The 17,310-nt window shown below is 43.6% G+C and carries 12 protein-coding genes; 4 read left to right on the top strand and 8 right to left on the bottom strand.

The window, feature by feature from the left end; genetic code table 11:
* Positions 1-21: 21 nt before the first annotated feature.
* Both ACM0OZ_RS24215 and ACM0OZ_RS24220 read right to left on the bottom strand, forming a co-directional pair.
* Complete coding sequence (locus tag ACM0OZ_RS24215) at positions 22-3,045, bottom strand: NB-ARC domain-containing protein (protein ID WP_414585369.1); 3,024 nt, start codon at positions 3,043-3,045, stop codon at positions 22-24.
* Positions 3,046-3,047: 2 nt separating this feature from the next.
* Positions 3,048-4,253 (bottom strand): CHAT domain-containing protein, encoded by a 1,206-nt coding sequence (locus ACM0OZ_RS24220; protein ID WP_414585370.1) that lies wholly within the window; start codon positions 4,251-4,253, stop codon positions 3,048-3,050.
* Between the two features lie 392 nt (positions 4,254-4,645).
* Between ACM0OZ_RS24220 and ACM0OZ_RS24225 the strand changes: the two genes are divergently transcribed.
* On the top strand, positions 4,646-7,228 hold the full coding sequence (locus ACM0OZ_RS24225; RefSeq protein WP_414585371.1) for a tetratricopeptide repeat protein: 2,583 nt from the start codon (positions 4,646-4,648) through the stop codon (positions 7,226-7,228).
* 92 nt (positions 7,229-7,320) lie between these two features.
* Here the strand turns inward: ACM0OZ_RS24225 and ACM0OZ_RS24230 are convergent, their stop codons facing one another.
* The 5 genes from ACM0OZ_RS24230 to ACM0OZ_RS24250 are packed head-to-tail and all read right to left on the bottom strand — an operon-like array spanning position 7,321 to position 11,703.
* Positions 7,321-8,349 (bottom strand): hypothetical protein, encoded by a 1,029-nt coding sequence (locus tag ACM0OZ_RS24230; RefSeq protein ID WP_414585372.1) that lies wholly within the window; start codon positions 8,347-8,349, stop codon positions 7,321-7,323.
* Between the two features lie 16 nt (positions 8,350-8,365).
* Complete coding sequence (locus ACM0OZ_RS24235) at positions 8,366-9,061, bottom strand: DUF6753 family protein (protein WP_414585405.1); 696 nt, start codon at positions 9,059-9,061, stop codon at positions 8,366-8,368.
* Positions 9,061-10,128, bottom strand: a complete 1,068-nt coding sequence (locus ACM0OZ_RS24240) for a cobalamin biosynthesis protein CobQ (RefSeq protein ID WP_414585373.1) — start codon at positions 10,126-10,128, stop codon at positions 9,061-9,063. The genes ACM0OZ_RS24235 and ACM0OZ_RS24240 overlap by 1 nt, the downstream gene beginning before the upstream one ends.
* A gap of 4 nt (positions 10,129-10,132) precedes the next feature.
* Positions 10,133-10,582, bottom strand: a complete 450-nt coding sequence (locus tag ACM0OZ_RS24245) for a hypothetical protein (RefSeq protein ID WP_414585374.1) — start codon at positions 10,580-10,582, stop codon at positions 10,133-10,135.
* Complete coding sequence (locus ACM0OZ_RS24250; RefSeq protein ID WP_414585375.1) at positions 10,579-11,703, bottom strand: ParM/StbA family protein; 1,125 nt, start codon at positions 11,701-11,703, stop codon at positions 10,579-10,581. Before ACM0OZ_RS24250 ends, ACM0OZ_RS24245 begins: the two co-directional genes overlap by 4 nt.
* 611 nt (positions 11,704-12,314) lie before the next feature.
* On the opposite strand from ACM0OZ_RS24250, the gene mobV reads away from it, so the two are divergent.
* Both mobV and ACM0OZ_RS24260 read left to right on the top strand, forming a co-directional pair.
* Positions 12,315-14,087 (top strand): MobV family relaxase, encoded by a 1,773-nt coding sequence (gene mobV / locus ACM0OZ_RS24255; RefSeq protein WP_414585376.1) that lies wholly within the window; start codon positions 12,315-12,317, stop codon positions 14,085-14,087.
* A 293-nt stretch (positions 14,088-14,380) separates the two neighbouring features.
* On the top strand, positions 14,381-15,541 hold the full coding sequence (locus ACM0OZ_RS24260) for an AIPR family protein (RefSeq protein WP_414585377.1): 1,161 nt from the start codon (positions 14,381-14,383) through the stop codon (positions 15,539-15,541).
* 492 nt (positions 15,542-16,033) lie between these two features.
* Here ACM0OZ_RS24260 and ACM0OZ_RS24265 read toward each other — a convergent pair whose 3' ends face one another.
* Positions 16,034-16,801 carry a substrate binding domain-containing protein gene (locus ACM0OZ_RS24265; protein ID WP_414585378.1) on the bottom strand — a complete coding sequence of 256 codons (768 nt, stop codon included), beginning with the start codon at positions 16,799-16,801 and terminating at the stop codon, positions 16,034-16,036.
* On the opposite strand from ACM0OZ_RS24265, the gene ACM0OZ_RS24270 reads away from it, so the two are divergent.
* Entirely contained in the window at positions 16,793-17,239 is a 447-nt protein-coding gene (locus ACM0OZ_RS24270; RefSeq protein ID WP_414585380.1) for an ester cyclase, read from the top strand. The genes ACM0OZ_RS24265 and ACM0OZ_RS24270 overlap by 9 nt on opposite strands.
* The last annotated feature ends 71 nt before the right edge of the window (positions 17,240-17,310 follow it).

A 17,310-nucleotide genomic window follows, 5' to 3' on the forward strand; every position in this document is an offset into this window, starting at 1 on the left:
GTCAGAAGCATCAGTTTACTCCTACTGCTTACTTGCACTCCAACTGACGACATTATTAAAAGAACATGGACTATTCAATCTTTCGCTTGGATTGCGAGTATCCACAACTTCTAGTTTGCCAGATGCAGTTAGATGTGATGTAAATGCACCTTTTACAGACGCAGTTGCACTCCTCTCTGTTAAACTAAGAAGCTTAAAAGAGTTAGCTGGCTCCCATATGTAGGCATCCTGTAGCGAACTGAAGGTAATTCTACCTATAGGACATGAATTCTCAAAATTGAATGATACCAAAAGATTAATGACTGATTCACCATTAGGAGAAGGTACTACTTGAAAAGAAATATCGTATCCTTGTTCAGTTTTGCCAACCCAAGTGCCCTCAAATCTTCCAGTTTGTTTTTTAGGAGTTGGGCTATCGTTCGAGCTTGGAGTTGGAGTTGGGCTATCGTTCGAGCTTGGAGTTGGAGTTGGGCTATCGTTCGGGCTTGGAGTTGGAGTTGGGCTATCGTTCGAGCTTGGAGTTGGAGTTGGGCTATCGTTCGGGCTTGGAGTTCGAGTTGGGCTATCGTTCGAGCTTGGAGTTCGAGTTGCAGTAGTGTCACAACGTACTGTATGAGCTTTATTAATCCATCCTTTGTCTGGCTCACTTATTTCTATAAAAGTACCTTGCTTCATTCCAGTAGTTGTTGCTTTCTCTCTCGGAGAGATTTTCCTAACGATTTTTGCGTTGAGATATGGCTCAGAACGTATGTTTAGACGAGTTTTCACATCAGCAGCAACGCATTTGGGTATTGAAGAATCTTTTATGGGTTTAGGTGCTCGTTCGTAATCCCCAGGAGCAGTATCACAACGTACTATATAAGCTTCATTGATCCATCCTTTGTCTGGCTCACTTATTTCTATAAAAGTACCTTGCCTCATTCCAGTAGTTGTTGCTTTCTCTCTCGGAGAGATTTTCCTAACGATTTTTGCATTTAGATATGGCTCAAAACGTACACCCAGAGCAGTTTTCACATCAGCAGCAACGCATTTGCGTATTGAAGGATCTTTTATGAGTTTAGGTGCTTTGCCAAATTTATCAGCAGAAGAATCACAAGAAAGTACATTGGTTTCATCAATCCAACCTCTGACTGGGGCACTAATTTCTACGAAATTGTCTTGCCGCATTGCGGTAGTTGTTGCTGGTTCTCTCGGAGAAAGATATGCGGCTGGTTGCGAATTATAATCTGGTTGATCGTAAACACTTAGTTCTTTCTCAACATTAGCAGCAACACAACTTGGAACTGGAGTAGGTTCAGGTTTAAGGACTTGATCGGGAGTTTGTTGAGGACTTAATGTTGAAGGTAGCGTTTCGGGAGGAGTTTTGGGGGAGAGATTTGTTTTGACTGATAATAAAACTCCACCTACGCCGAGCAAGCCACCTGTAACTAAAGCAGGTACAAGAGCTTTTTTGAAAATTTCTGTCCAAGGGGAAGGTTGAGGAGGGCTTGGGTCAGGTGGTTCTGGAATTGGGGGAGCAGTGGGAATCTTTAAATTCAAATGATGTTGAGTAAGTTCCGCACCACGCGAGTCTCCCAGTTCTTCTCGCAGCTTGAAGGCTTTACTCAGTAAGTTCCTTGCCCTAAAACTTTCACCCAGGCAAAAAGAACGAACTCCCATTTCATGAGCAGCCCACGCGATCGCAGTTTTATTGCCTGAGTTTTCCGCTGCTTGCTGATACCATTGAAGTACCCGATCCTGAAGTTCCCACTGTCCTGATAAGGCTAATGCACTTTCAAAAGGCTTTCCAAGCATCAGCACATTGTTCCATCGACCCTGCTCAACTGACCACTGTAATAAATGGGAAACTGCTTCAGATTCTTGTTTCAACTCTTCAGGGATTGCCTGTTGTGCCCACTTCGTGAAAAAGGATACAGCCCGTTCCAAATAAGGTGTTAGATTCTCCATCTGTCGGACAGAAATCAGCAAATTTGTGCTTAAGCTGTAGCGAGAGCCTTCCTGCTGCACAAGGTGCATCTTTTCCAATATGTCAAGGTCTGCTTTTGTGCCTTGAACTTCTGCGATCGCGGATGCTTGATTCGCTGTGAGTGCAATTCCTCCTAAAGCCGCCAGTGCAGCTATAACTGAACGCTGTCGATGGCTGAGGGGTTTGAGCAGTTGTTCAATTCGAGCTTTTTGTGATGTATTATTTTGAACTCGACCCGCGACATCCGCCAAGCATTCCTTGTTCTCGCGCACTCCTGCAAGCTGTTGAAGAATCTCAAGCGGGTATCCGCTAAGACTCGTACAAAGTGCTTCGGCTGCTATTTGTTCTCGATCCGTGAGTGATCGACCTAACTCACGTTCTATCAACGCTAATGCACCATCCTGTGAAATTCCACCCACCTGAATGGGTTGACCCTCCCACAGATGACGCTCAACAGATGAGAATACGTAAACACAATTTGGTGCAATTTCCCACAGCTTTTCAATATCCTTGCGGGATAAACTTGAGTTGTCCAAGATTACCAGGGCACGCTTGTTCTGCAAATCCTGCCGAACTCGAACAGTTGAGGGCTTGAAATAGGGTTCACTTTTGTAGAACGCATCAAAGAGCCGTTGCTGCATATCTTCAACAGGCTCTTGCCGACGTAAGTGAAAATAGATCACTCCATCTGGAAAAAGCTGCTGAGACTTAGTAATCGAATGGTGAGCAAGATGCCGTAAAAGCACCGATTTACCGACTCCTGCTGCTCCATAAAGCTCAATGGTTTGAGATGCTTCAAGGGCAGCGATTATCTGCTCCATTTCCGTTTTACGCCCAAGCAAGTCTGGGAAAAACTTAGGACGCAATTCAATAGGAGTTGGTAGAGCCGTTACACGAGGCGCTTGCTCTGGCGGAAGAATATTAACCACGCCCCCATAAGGTGTAATTTCATAGCTGAAGAAATGCAGAATATTGTTGTCACCCTGAACATTATTGAAGACATTTTTATTGCCTGAAATCTGAATATCACCAATAATTTGTTGTCGAGTCGGTTGATTCTGGGAATTGTGTTGAGGCATAGTTACACCAGCCCTGCTTTTGCAAGCAGTTCAGTAACTTTCGTTACGGGTTCTGCTAAAGTGACAACACCTGCTAGGGCTTGTTTAAGAGCCACGATCGCTTCATCAACAATACCCTTATTCGGTTTTAGTTGCTGTAACTCAGTTTCAATCACGCTAATTGGGATATTTGTCATCATTTTCTGTGTTGAATTGAGCGCATCATTGATAACAATCGCGTTTTCGAGTTGCTTTAGTGCAGCGATCGCAGTTTGGAAATCAGATGATGTGCTTGCAGACTGACTAATGGTTTGGGAGACAGTATTGCCGTCACCTTGGATGGCATGGAAAGGATTATTACTGCCGTTAATTTTGACATCGCCAACGATCATTGACTTATGTGGAGTAGGTTGGGGTGATTGTTTAGGTGTAGTCATTGCTTCACTGGAGAGTTGAGATGTGGAGAAGAGGTTGGCAGCGCCTTGGCGAATCTTTTGAACAGGAGTAGTGGCTTCGAGGTTGCTGTCAAGGCGCAAACAGGTTTTAGCCCAATCAAAGGCATCCTGAAAGGAGCTACCCTCGGCAAGAGCAGCGTAAAATTTAGGCGCAAACCGTATAGCGGTTTGGTCACTAATTGGTCGATTCATGCCTATGACGCAATCAATCTGTTGGTAAATCGCTTCGGCTTGTTTCTCAGAATAACAGGCGTTAAGAAAGACGCATTTGACACTTTTCTTGGCAAGCCTAAACATCTCAATCAGAGCATCGTCAGGAACAAGTTTGAGCTTTCCGTTCTTGTCTTCAAAAACTAAACCATTTTCGCCAGTACCGTGACCAGAGAAATGAGCTAAGTCTGGATTGTGCCGCTGGATTGTGGCACTTAAGTCATCGACTGTTACAGCACCTCTACTAATGATTTCAAACTGATCGCGAAGGGTTGATTCCTGCAATGCATCTTCAATTTCGCTAACTTCTCGCTCCAATTGAAGGTGAGCAGTGTTGACGGGATTGGCAGTAAGGATAAGAATTTTGATACGAGGCACGCTATTAGCTCCTTTTGAAGCAGATTCAATTTGACGACGGCTAGCAACAAGCATAAGTGGATGCCGAGCAGCATTTGCCATTTCTATTACTGCATCCACGCAATGAATACTCATTGGTCCAATACCCAACTGTACTGTTGCCCTTTGTTTAAGGGACATATTTAATCGCTTTAGTGCCTTGCTCATAATGTTTAATACGATGATGGTTTTTTACTGCGATCGCATCTCTAATAATCATCAAAGCAGATGGCTCACTGAGTTGTTCCTGAAATTACTGAGAAAGAGGCTTAGAAATTACTGACTTTTATCTGACTTTGATCTGGTATAATATACTTCTATAAACTAAATTAGTTTGCTCAAGAGGCATCGTGTCACGATCTCTAAGGGTGCGTCCGGAGTGTGTTAAGAAAGCAAAGTCGGCTGTAAGGAAAGAATTCGTAACTCAGCAAGCTTTAGCAGAGAGTATAGGATACTGTTTAGATACAGTTAGCAAATTCCTCAATGGCAAACGAGTTGACCGTCTATACTTCTTAGATCTGTGCGAAAAATTGGGGTTGAACTCGCAAGAGATAGCAGATTTGGATACCTCTGCTGGGGAAGAAGTAAACAACTGTACTCAACAACATCTCGAACAAGGAAATTCACCTGATGTCTCCTTTAGTACTTATGAACTAGAGGAGGGTGACTACATTTTTGCGCGAGACTCTACTTCGATGGAGCATTTAGAAAATGAAGGCTTTGCACTGCCTGAAAAAATAGCGCCTGTAAGGAATTGGGTGGGGAGGTCAAGGGAACTTGACACTTTAAAATCTCAGATTCTTAATCCACAAACTAGGGCAATTACTATCACAGCTATGTGTGTTGTTGGTTTAGCTGGTATTGGTAAAACCACCCTTGCCAGTAAGCTAGTTCGCCAACTATACTCCGAAAACGCCTCTTTTGTCGCGGCAACCTGGGAATCCCTGCGTTCTGTCACTGGTATACCACCGCGATTTGATGGAGTTATGGATTCTCTGCTACTGACTCTTTCCAGTGGCGAAATTACACCTGCCGTGACGCTTCAGGATGACTATTTCAAAAAGACCGAACGACTGGTGAAGTTACTCAGAGATAAGCCATGCCTCATAGTGCTGGATAATGTTGAAACAATTTTAAAAACTAAACAAGCAAAGCGGGCAGGTTATTTTGCTGATGAGTATACTGAGTATACTTGGTTATTTAGGCAGCTAGTAGAAACGGAGCATCAAAGCAAAGTAATTTTTACTAGCCGAGAATCTCTAGCACAATTGCAAGGACGAGAAACCTATACCTTAAGTCTAGGTGGACTAGATCAACAGTCTGCTGTCACCTTGCTGCGCTCTTTTGATTTTACCGCTAACTCAGAAGAATTAGCAGAGCTAGCAAAACGCTATGAAGGACATCCCAAAGCCCTAGAAATTGTGGCAGCAGTGATTCAGGAAGAGTTTAATGGACAGGCTGGCAAATTTTTGCGAGACCGCAAATGGTTGCTAATTCGAGACCTTGATAGTTTGATTGATGAAGTAATTAATCGCCTTAGTGATGAAGAATCTATTTGTATAAGTCAAATTTCTGTATACCAAACGCCAGAATACCCACTTTTCTACGATGGAATTGCTGCCCAAATGCCAGAGACAAGCGAACGTGACCTGAAGGAGAACATTATTCTAGCACTGAAACGTAGACAACTGTTGAACTACAACCATGAACATCAATCTTTTCAGATACACCCTTTGGTACAAGAGAAAGCCTCTTATCTCCTTAATCATGAATCCTCCCGCACGGCTCATCGTAGAGCATACGGCTATTTTTTCAGCATTGCTAAACTAGAGGCTGAGTGGAAAGAGTTTGAGGATGTCAAGCCCCTGCTGAGAGCCCACTATCATGCTTGTCAAGCACAAGATTGGGATGAAGCCGCATCTGCAGTTTTTAAAGCTTATGAGTATCTTCGACAGTGTAGTCATTTTGAGCTACTGATTAATTTATATGAGACTCTAATACCAGATAATTGGAAAGATGGAGAGCAATTAATAACTTCTCCTTATTGTCATATTGATATTTTATGCAATTTGGGTTATTTACATCATTGTTTGAGGCAATATAAAATTGCACTTGAGTATTTACAACATAGTTTGTCTTTGTCTCGTTTAGTTAAAGAACGCCAAAGAGAAGCAAGATCACTATTAAATGTAGGACTTAATTATTTAGATGTATACAACTCAGAAATAGCTCTTGAATATTTACATAAGTGTTTAAAAATTGTTAATAGCATCAAAGATTATACTATTAAATGTAAAGCTTTAGAATATATTGGAGTAGTATATCATCAAAAACAAAAATATGATATAGCACTTATTTTTTTTAAAAAATCCTTAGATATTGCACGTCAAATAAGTTCTAAAGAGGCTGAAGGCATTGCTTTCGGTAATTTGGGAGGAACATATATAGAAAAAGGTGAATACGGTCTTGCTATTAAATACTTAGAAAATTACTTAAAAGTTTCTAGAGAAATTAAAAACTTAAGATGCGAGGAGTATGCGTTGCATAATTTCTCTATAGTTTATAATTATATTGGTGATTATCGAAGTGCCATAAATTTTACCCTAGAAAGTAGAAAAATTTCCCTCAAGATAAATGATAGAGAATATGAGGGTAGGTCAATAAGAAATTTGGCTATAGCCCAAAGAGGATTAGGTGAATATCAAAATTCTATCAATTCATTTAAAGAATACTTAAAGATTGCTCGTGAACTTAGTAGCCTTTATCATGAAGCAGATGCTTTGTATCAGTTAGGAATAACTCAGAGAGACATGATACAAAATGATTGTAATATTGTAAATATTATTAATGAAGCTATTGCAAATCTTAAAGAAAGTTTGAATATTTTTCAACAAATTGGTAATCGTGCTGAAGAAGCTAGAGTGCTAATAGAGCTAACCAAGTCCTGCCGCCAAACTAATACTGTATCCCAGGAAGACTTACAAAATTATCTAAACCAAGCCGAGCAGATTTGTATAGACCAACAGCTACCGCTATTGATAGAAGTTCGAGAAATGAAAGCGGATTGTCAGAATAATTGCTGGGTAGAGAGGAACACGTCACCGTGTCCTCCGTCGGGTAAGGGTGAAATGAGCATTACCTAATTGGTACATCTGGTTGAGACCGTTTGTGACAGGTTAAGACCGCTCGCTGTGCGCCAAAGTAAGTTTTGCACGAACTCCCGCATAACTCCGTTTTAAGTAAAACCATTAATTGCGAGATACCGCTCACGGTATTTTAACTTTGCCATTTTCTTAGCATGCCGCTTCGTCCATTGCCGCATTCGGGGTACAGCAGGCACATCCTGAAACTTCTTTTGATACCGCTCTATCCCCATAATTAAGGCGATCGCGCTGGCAATCTGCTTACAGCAAGACTCTGGATACCGCACCACCTGTTCTTCTGCAAACCGAATTACAATCCAATTGCCCTCCAAAAAGAAAGAATTGCGTTGAGAATCTTGGGGCTGGTCTACACAGTGAGTCGGCTTTCTTGAATTGTAAGCGTAAGGTTCATCAATTTCACAATCAATAGCGAGTCCAATCTCATCAAATAAAATCGCAAAGTCGATGCTATAGGAATACTCTGTCCCGTCTATCGGAAACCTCAGCTGAGTTTGTACCCGCCCCGGAAAATGCCGCTCCAGAACTTGTTTGAATACAACCTCAGATGCGCCAGTTGGTGCATCACTCACACCGTCCGGTTTTCTCACTCGATTGTGGAGAGTGAGTTTGAGCTTTTTTAGTCGTTGTTGTAGGAACTGCCTTTGCTTTAAGTCCCCACGATTCACGACATGGGGAGCAGATAATTTTTCATTTTTAATGTTAGTTGAATGTTCATTAACACTCTTCTTAGTTGAAGAATTTGAGAAAAAGCGATTTATATCTGCTTTCAAAAGTTGATAAAGCAAGAACCCACTCCCAATTGCCCCACCTCCTAACACCATCCACCCCCAATCTCCAAAAACCCCCAGAATGTTTAACACCATCAAGCTGGCATATCCCATCACAATACAGGGATAGAAAAACCAATAATTTTGATGCTCGACAGTGCGAGCATCCATCAATTTTTTGGAGGTTTCAAGGGGTAGCGATTGCGCTGCGCGCACGCTGCGCGAACGTACCTTGACCACGCCGACTACCCCTGGTTCCACAGTTGGTGGCATTGGATTATCTGCTATGAAGTCAACCAGCAGCTTTGGGTAGAGGACAACGGGATAGCTCATGACGCAAATGCATTTCTTACTTCTCAAACTCGCGCTTATCCGCTGGCACTACCCACACCAAACAAAATCCCGACTTAGCCCGCCGACCGTCCAAATTCAACACCACTTTCAGCCTTTGCACATCTTTAACACATTCTTTATTATCCAAATATCCCCGATTCCACTGCATGAGATTACGGGCAAACTTCCCTTCCCCTGACTCAGCCCAGCGCAGTGTTTCGGCTTGGCTTAAAGTCAGGTGACGTGGTCCAGTTGGATCGAACCCACCAGCCAACCAGGGAGGAATGCTCATGCCCATGATGAACCCGACACTCAGTATCGCTAAAAGTAAGCCAGCAGCGGGAACCAAGGAAGTGAGCAATCTTTGCCCTTCAGAAATCTGAGCTTTACGAATCAATTCCCCAGCTGCCTTAGCGATCGCTAATTTCTGACGCTCTACGGTTGCTGACTCGACTAATTCGAGGTTACGAGCCAGTTCACGGCTCCAGTTCTTAAATAGCTGCTCTAAAGTATCCGGGGCATCTTCAAGCAACACTTCCAACCTGCCCGTTGCAGCTAGAACGAGGAATAAGGGGTCATCAGGTTCTAACCCAGTCTTATGAACGATGTCCAAGACTTTGCCCTTGAATTCATCGCCGTAGCCCTCAAGTGCAGCATCTAATCGGCTCTTATTGACTGACTTTTCACCCGATAGCTCAAATTCACTCCCCATCACGGCAGTAACCCCACTTTATCCAACTCGCCATGTGCCTGTTTCAAAAATGAATGCACCCGCTGAGTTCCCAATACCCCCAGCTTCTGGGTGTAATTCTTTGCAGCAGCAAAAGTGAGCTTTTCTTCTAAGAGGATATCCCGCTCTCGAAACGACAGTTTAGGAAAGATAACTTGCTTGACTTTATACTTAGCGATCGCACTTTTTAGTTCTGGCTTCTCTAATACCCGCTCCCACTCATCACACATCGCGTAGTTCTTCACCAGAACATGAGTAATAGTGTCCTTAAACTTGTCGAGTGATTCAATGAATAACTTCACACTGTCATATGCCCCAGTACAGACGAACCATTTGACTACTGCCACATCATATTGAGCGCCGACTTCAAGAACACTGTTGCGTGAAATCCATTCGTTGACGAGGGGATAAACCTGCGCCGGGAGATTCACAACCACTGATTGAGTTAATGCCAAATTAAAAATCTCGTCAGCATCATAAGATTTTTTCTCATCTTCACTAAATGAGGCAGTTATGGCTCCATCCGGGTAAACTTCACTTACATCGGCATTTGTGCGATCGGCATCTACCAGCGTTAGCTTCATTTGCTTATCTATAGCGTACTGCATCAAAGTTCTGGCAAACAACGACTTACCAACTCCTCCCTTCTCGCCATCGATAAGGTGAATTTTAGTCGGGGTTTTGGGATTTACCAAAGCTTCTTTTGAGCCATTTTCTGCATCCAGTTCACTTGTAGGAATGGCGCTTGTTCCAGCCCTAGATTCTTGATGTTCCTGATGCTCGTTTAAGCCATTTTCTGCATCTAGTTCACTTGTAGGAATAACGCTCGTTCCAGCATTAGACTCTTGATGTTCCTGATGCTCGTTTAAGCCATTTTCTGCATCCAGTTCACTTGTGGGAATAGCGCTCGTTGCAGCATTAAACTCTTGATGTTCCTGATGCTCGCTACCTTCAACTTTCTCATTTAAAGGTTGCGACGTTTTCGGATTTTCTAGTTTCAATTGCTCAACTTGCTTATCTATTGGTTCAGTCTTTTTTGTTCGTGGCATCGTCTTATCCAAAAAGTTCTTGACTATCTAAATACAAATTCCTTTTCGAGCCGCCCTCGAAACTCGCGGATTCTTCCCTACTCTCACCATTCGTGGAGATATTCTTAACAGTTGGTGGCGTGGAAGCATACACCACTGGAGCCATCACTTCTCGAAAAGTTGAATTTTGGACGGTTGGACTCTCTAACCGAAATGCAGCCCTCAGATAACTGATGTGTTTCTCCAAAGCATCCACACAGCCGAGTGCAACTAACCGCAATTCCTCTGGGGGTAAATTCCCTCGCTCTTGGTAAGCCAGCGCTAACCAGCACATTGACAAAGTTTCTAGCACTGTTTTCTTCAGCACCCGCATTTGAGAACAATTGAGATAACTCAGAACCACCCCATCAGGACTATCGGCATAAGGCGTATATCTTAGAGTCAGGTTTAACCTTTTTCTGGTTTGCCCACTCATACAATTGCCGCCTCCCGTTCTTGGAGATAAAGAAACAACCCGAATCCATCGAGCAGTCGAAATGCCAGCGCCGTTGTATTGGGATGATCGGCGAATATTGTGGTTTGTACCTGCTTCATTAATTCATCCCCCCAATATGTCGGTGTACCAGAGAAATATTCTTGCAATTCCTTCTTGAAGTAATGTGCTGCACCACCACACAAAATGACCTCTGCCACATTCAACTGCGGTTGCAATGTTGTATCCAACCATGCACTGAGCCGTCGCCAGTATTGGGTTCGCGACGACGCAATCGCACTGGTAATTACCCTTACTTCTTCAGCCTTGAGATGCTCATCTCGACTTTGTGCCAATGCTGCAATCGCGCTTTGGGTTTCACTAATCGCAGCACCTGCACTAAAAATTGCCTTCGTGAGCGTGTCCGCATTTTGTCCACTTGTTCGCCGCACTACCATCTCAACCATTTGGTGAAAGCCCAAATCTGTTGTCGTGGTATGAATGTGGTTCAGCTTGCCCTCTATAAATACCAAAGCACTTGTGTTCCGATGCCCAAACATCAGCGTGGCAATTGACCGGGAACGAAACCAGTCCAACCCTTTGGTACTAAGCCGACTCATCGCTAGTCCACTTCCTTCGGGACGGCATTCAAAGTGTTCTAGCTTGACTCGTAACCGCTCATCCCTAAATGTGTAATTCTTCAAACTTGCCCGCAGCAGCCTTTCAAAGCGCTCTCTGTCTGGATATTCATTCCAAGGCAACAACACCGCCAACGACACAGAAAACTTTGTTGGCAGTCCCAAAATTTGCTTAATTGCTCCAACTGCTGCCAGCACCTTGTACACCGCTCGTTCGTACTTCAGTTCCCGCATTCCCGCATCTGCCAGAAACTCCCGTGCAAGACATCCCACCACAAAACACTTGTTATCTACTACCCCCCAAGCTTCTGCTTCAGGGCGGGGATGACCAATGCGGTTTGACACATAGCTTTTCATTGCCTCATGTGTCACTAAGATGACTTCCGGTTGCATCACCAGCAGATTTGGTGTTTTTTCGTCCCTAACCTGGTACACCACTTTATTTAATGAAGCACCAGGGTCAAAGCTCATTGTTAAGTCCGTCATCCGTTTGTCATGTTTGTTATGTGTATTCTCAACTACTCATTGATAACTTGCATGACTTTTCTTTTACCTCAGAACAAAGTTAGAGGTACACTACGGAGGTTTTTTTGTATTTAAATTTACTTTTGTCCAATGGCTACTGTTGTTATTTTTTGTTTTAATGTGTTGCTATTGTGTTTTGATTGTGTGTCATTATTGATATAATATTGTTCTTAATCTGTCTATAGATTGACCTTTCATTAGCTTGATTGTGCTTTGATTGTGACAGTACATAATTCATTCCCATATCATTCACTCACACATAATTAACCAACACTGCAACATCGACTTTTTGATATCTACCAAACACATATTTGTCACTTTTTTCACTCAATTATCAACTAAAGTGCCATTGGCTTTCGAGTAGCCTTAGACTGACTTGTGGGTTTGTGGACTCACTCCACAATTTTTGCCCTCACGGGCATCGCTCCGCTAAAATTGTTCCGTTCGTTTCGTCTTTCCAACCACCCCAAAACCAAACGCAAAATTCAACCGCTCTTTGAGCTATTACGGGAGTGTAGGCTTGCATCTTTGATACACAGAGGTTAGAAAAGAATTGCCTACGACTGTATCTTATGGCTTACACGGTTTGTCGCATTCAGAAGATTAAGGATTGGGGAACTCTGGCTGGTAGTGAACTACACACCACCAGAGAGCGGAATACGCCCAATGCAGATCCAGCCATACATAACATTCGCCTCATTGGGTCTAAGTCAGATCCAGACCTAGCGACGATATTCAAAGCGAAAATTGGCAATCAGAAAATTCGCTCCAATGCAGTACTGGGTGTTGAATTTGTCCTGAGTGCCAGTGCTGAATACTTCCGTCCCGATGACCCATCCATCGCCGGAACGTATAACCAAAAGCGTTTGGACGACTTTGTAGATGCAACGACAAAGTGGCTTAAACAATCATGGGGCGATCGCGTTGTCCGCTCTGAGTTGCACTTAGATGAGGCTACTCCCCACATTCACGCCTACCTGGTGCCACTGGATGAAAAAGGCAAGCTCAACTGTCGAGCGCTGTTCGGTGGAACCCGCAAAAAACTGTCTGAGCTTCAAGATAGTTTTGCAGCTGCTGTTGCTCATCTGGGGATAGAACGGGGCATTAAAGGTAGTACTGCCAAACACACCAAGGTTAAAGAATATTACGCTTCCGTTAATCGCCAATCCCTTAACTTGGACTTGGAACAAACTCTACCGACTGCCACAGAAACTGAGAGTGCGATCGCCTACCAAGAGCGCGTCAAGGAAACTTTGCAACCATCACTCGACATCATTAACCACCAGCTTTCAGACCGTGCTGCGGCACTAAAACGTTATCAGGACATGGAGCAGAAGGCAAGAGCGTCTGAAAAAGAAAGGCAGAAGCTGGAGCAGCGCATACAGGAATTAGAAGCAGAAGTTTTTCAGTACAAGAAAGAACTACAAGCGCTGCGAGACTTGCCCCTAGAAGATGTTGCTTACAACTTGGGACTAGATCCAGACTACAAGAATAAGCATAAGTGGAAGGGTCACGGTCGCATCATCAGCATTACCGACTCCAAGTTCTACGACTTCTCAGGTGAACACAAAGGTGGTGGTGGCGCAATTGACTTGGTAATGCACGTTAAGGAATGTAGCTTCCGACAAGCTGTGGCGTGGCTACGAGATTGCTTTGGGGAATCGGGGATGATAGGCGCTGTAACGAGTCGTGCACTTAATGAAGCCCAACAAATTGCGCTCCTAGAGCCAGTTGCCACATTTACTCCCCCAGCGCCAGATGAGAAAGGGTGGCAGGCAGTGCAACACTACCTGACAAGGAAGCGCAAACTAAGTGAAAACTTAGTGCAGGCTCTGCACGAACGCGGATTGGTTTATGCTGACTCTAAACAAAATGCTGTGTTCATCATGCGCTCTCTGGACGGGGATGTGACAGGAGCTTTCTTGAGAGGAACAGTCGGTCAGGATAACACCTTTATGGGTTTTGCTGCTGGCACAAAACGGAACGCTGGTTGGTTTTATGTGCACAGTGGTGGAACCGAAGATGATGCGATTCAAAGAGCGGTGCTAACCAAATCCCCGATAGATGCTTTGTCTGCATCTGTGCTAGAGCCGCCGCAACACCAAAGAACTCTGTACCTCGCAGTCGATAGCGCTCGAAGCGTACCAGTGGAGTTTTTGAGAAAGATACCAACAGTGGTTGCTGCTTACGATAATGACACCGCTGGAAACGAAACGGCAAGACTTATCAAGCAGCTTTTGCCGCAAGCTACCAGGCTCAAACCAAAAGCCAAGGATTGGAACGAGGAATTGGATAAGCGTCTCTACTTTGAGACACAGAGGCGACAGCCGCAGCAAGAACTTTGACACTCTGCGTTCCTTCCGCAGATTCTTGCATCGTTTATTTTTAACTAAGCGAGGAAAATTGAGTTGAACTGCGATTGTCACCGTGCCCTGATGAAGTTAAAATCCACTCAACCCAAAATTGTCTGCCCTAATGCCAAAAGCGTCTGCTTTTTGCTAGGAATGGATAAATCATTGATAGGATACCATTTCTTACATCAGCTAGTGTTCAACAGCTTTTCACAATGCCCAAAACATATATCATCCCTGTAAAGTCAGTAGCCCAGCTTCATTCACACAGGAGCCACAAGTTTTTTGTGGCAGCAGCTCTTGTTGATAGCTTCCCCACAGATCTACCCCTTACCCCAAATATCAGAGAGCCTAACAAAAAGGCTGCGACCTTCAAAGATATCTTGGAGACTCTCAATTCTGCTCCCGAAAAATTCTTCGATAGAAACAATGGGATTAAGATTTCTGCCTATAAGGTAAAGATTCAGAAAACGTCTTCAACAGAAGAACTGCACGTAGAATGTTTAGAAGACTCAGAAGGATATACTCAATTTGGTATTTACGATGGCGGTCACACGATTGCAGCATTTAATACCGCGAGAACATTAGGCATAGACTTAAAAAAAGCTTCAGTCAAAGTGGAAATAATTTGTGGACTTCCAGAAGAAGAAGTCGCAGTCAATGCCCTGACAGCCAATACATCATCACCTGTAGATACACGCTCTCGAATTAATGCTAGAGGTGGCTATGATTTCATCAAAAAGTTTCTAGAACAACTGGAAGATTCAGAAGAAACTCAATATAAAGTAGCCTATTATCAAAACCAAAGTGGAGTTCCAAAAGACCCACGGTGCTCTGTGCAGCATTTATGTAAAATTCTCATCTGTTTAGACAGGGTAAAATACGACTACAGCAAGTCTGGCAAGAGTCAGCATCCATCCAGTCTCTGTGTCCCGCAATTTCTCTCTCCTAAAGAAATTGAAAAGCTACAAAAGTTATTGCCTTTACTTCCTCAAGGATTATGGGTAGAGAAACAACTGTATAAATTCATAGAAAAATACATCACTAATCCCGCAGTGAAAGGAAACTGCAACCTAGCATCAATTTCTGTAAATGGCAATTCACTGCTAGCAGACGGCAGTGCCTTTGGCTTCAAAGCTCCAGCAGTACTATCTTTGCCAGTCATTGCTGCTTTTAGAGTATTTTTAGATGAAAACTATGAGTGGACACTTCCATTTAATGAGTTTGCGCCCGTAGTACTTAATAAATTGTGGGAGAGATTGAGAAGTGAGTTAAAAAATGAGAAAAGCAAAGGAAATAATGCGATTGGCACTACTTTGTACCGTCAGGTAAGCTTCTGGAGTAGTTTGTGTAACACGTCTTTAGAAGAAAAAAACAGAATTCTAGAAAGGATAACTAAGGAAATGAGAAAACAAACCACACCACCTGTTTTGAATTTAGTGCCTTAGCGAGAATCTTGAGCCGTCCATCTTACAGTATCGGTGATAGTTTCCTCGCAAATAATTCCACATCAACACTGCTCACGCGCTTTGTAATGACGTGGGGATGATTTTTGCTGTTCGCGAAGCATTGCTTGGATGCTGCTTGGGGTGGTTTTCTTGAAATTCTTTCCTGGGTGTGTTGGAAACGCGGCATGTACTTCGCTAAAGTTAACCCCAATGGAACTAGCCAAACTTGTCCTCATCTTTTCACGCGGAGGGTGCGGCACGCATCGACTGTGTCGCCTGCGTTCTCAGGAACATTGGTTTTTTAAAGTACGCTTTTGATGTACATCACCACCCAGAAAGAGGAATTTAGCTATGCTTACATTAATGCGATCGCATCTGAGAAAAGGGCTATTCATTCCAGATAGCCCCAGACCGTTAGATTTGCTTGGCGTTGATGTAACCATTACAGGACTTGTCTGTCCATAAAGCTTTTATTCAACAGCTCTTGTAAAGCTAAAGGAAAGAACGCAAAATCTTTCCATAACTACTCATAAATTCCATGAAAGCACGAATGCGAGACGAAACAAAGCGTCTATCGAGATACGCAACCCAAATAGGTGTTTCGTCCGGGCGATACGGCTGTAAAACTTCTGACAACACACCATTTTGTATCGCTTGGGCTGCCATAAATGAAGGCATTTGACTGATACCAATTCCAACCATAGCAGCTCGTGCCACTGCTTCGCCATCATCAAAAACTAACTTGCCATTCGCATTAAACCGCTCGACTTTACTATTAATTGAGAAAAACCAAGGAACTGTTCGCCCTGTGTCACGGTTGCGGAAGTTCAAGCAGTTATGCTCCTCTAACTCCTGGGGATGTTCTGGCTTGCCGTAGCGTGCAAAGTAATCCTGAGTACCGCAAACCATAAGTTGATACGTGAAAATACGTTGAGCAATCAGATTGGCACTATCAGTAAGTGTACCTGTACGGATAACAACATCAATCCCTTTCTCTGCTAAATCTACCGCACGGTCATCAAAAGTAACTTCTAGGCTGATTTCGGGAAACTTTTGCATAAATTCGCCAAAGGCATCTATTAAACACATTCGTCCCAAAGCCACTGGAACGCTAACTGTTAAACGTCCTTTTGGTGTTTCTTGGTTTCCCTGAATTTCTGCCGCCAGTTCATCAAGTTCTAACAGCAAACGCTGACAACCTTCATAAAATCTGATTCCGTCGGGGGTGAGGCTGATACTGCGTGTCGTGCGGTGCAGCAACTTGACTCCCAGTTGTGCTTCCAACGGGGTGAGTTTGAGCGTTGGGACAAGGTTATTGCCCAGGACGTAGAAATTTATAGCCCTGGCTATTGGGGTGGTAAAGGCATCGATGCCTTAAAGACTTGGGGTGGTGAATTTTTGAAAGCACTTCAACCCCGAATTGACCTGGTTGATGAGTTTGAAGGTAGCGATCGCGCTTTTGTGACGGTGAACTTAAATTGGAAGCATGTTGAACCCTTCTTCGACCTCAAGCCTACGGGACGCGAGGGAACCTCGATTGAAACATTTATCCTCACCATTAAAGATGGTAAAGTTGTTCGCTTTGGTGTTGCTGACAACACTCTCGACCTCGCCATTTACTTATGGGAGCGCGGTTGGGCACAAGCTCACAATGTCCATCCGGAAGTTATTATACAGGGAATTGAGCGACGCGCTTAACGCTGGTCTTATCTGAGTAAATTTAGCTACAACAAATCTATTTCTTTCTAAAAATCATTTCGCTACAACAA

The sequence above is a fragment of the Scytonema sp. PCC 10023 genome, assembly GCF_963920835.1.
Lineage (GTDB): Bacteria > Cyanobacteriota > Cyanobacteriia > Cyanobacteriales > Nostocaceae > Kalymmatonema.

Coding starts and splice junctions, on each gene's coding strand:
- mobV (WP_414585376.1), top strand. CDS start 12,315: ATGGCTTACACGGTTTGTCGCATTCAGAAGATTAAGGATTGGGGAACT.
- ACM0OZ_RS24215 (WP_414585369.1), bottom strand. CDS start 3,045: ATGCCTCAACACAATTCCCAGAATCAACCGACTCGACAACAAATTATT.
- ACM0OZ_RS24220 (WP_414585370.1), bottom strand. CDS start 4,253: ATGAGCAAGGCACTAAAGCGATTAAATATGTCCCTTAAACAAAGGGCA.
- ACM0OZ_RS24240 (WP_414585373.1), bottom strand. CDS start 10,128: ATGCCACGAACAAAAAAGACTGAACCAATAGATAAGCAAGTTGAGCAA.
- ACM0OZ_RS24250 (WP_414585375.1), bottom strand. CDS start 11,703: ATGACGGACTTAACAATGAGCTTTGACCCTGGTGCTTCATTAAATAAA.
- ACM0OZ_RS24230 (WP_414585372.1), bottom strand. CDS start 8,349: ATGAGCTATCCCGTTGTCCTCTACCCAAAGCTGCTGGTTGACTTCATA.
- ACM0OZ_RS24235 (WP_414585405.1), bottom strand. CDS start 9,061: ATGGGGAGTGAATTTGAGCTATCGGGTGAAAAGTCAGTCAATAAGAGC.
- ACM0OZ_RS24245 (WP_414585374.1), bottom strand. CDS start 10,582: ATGAGTGGGCAAACCAGAAAAAGGTTAAACCTGACTCTAAGATATACG.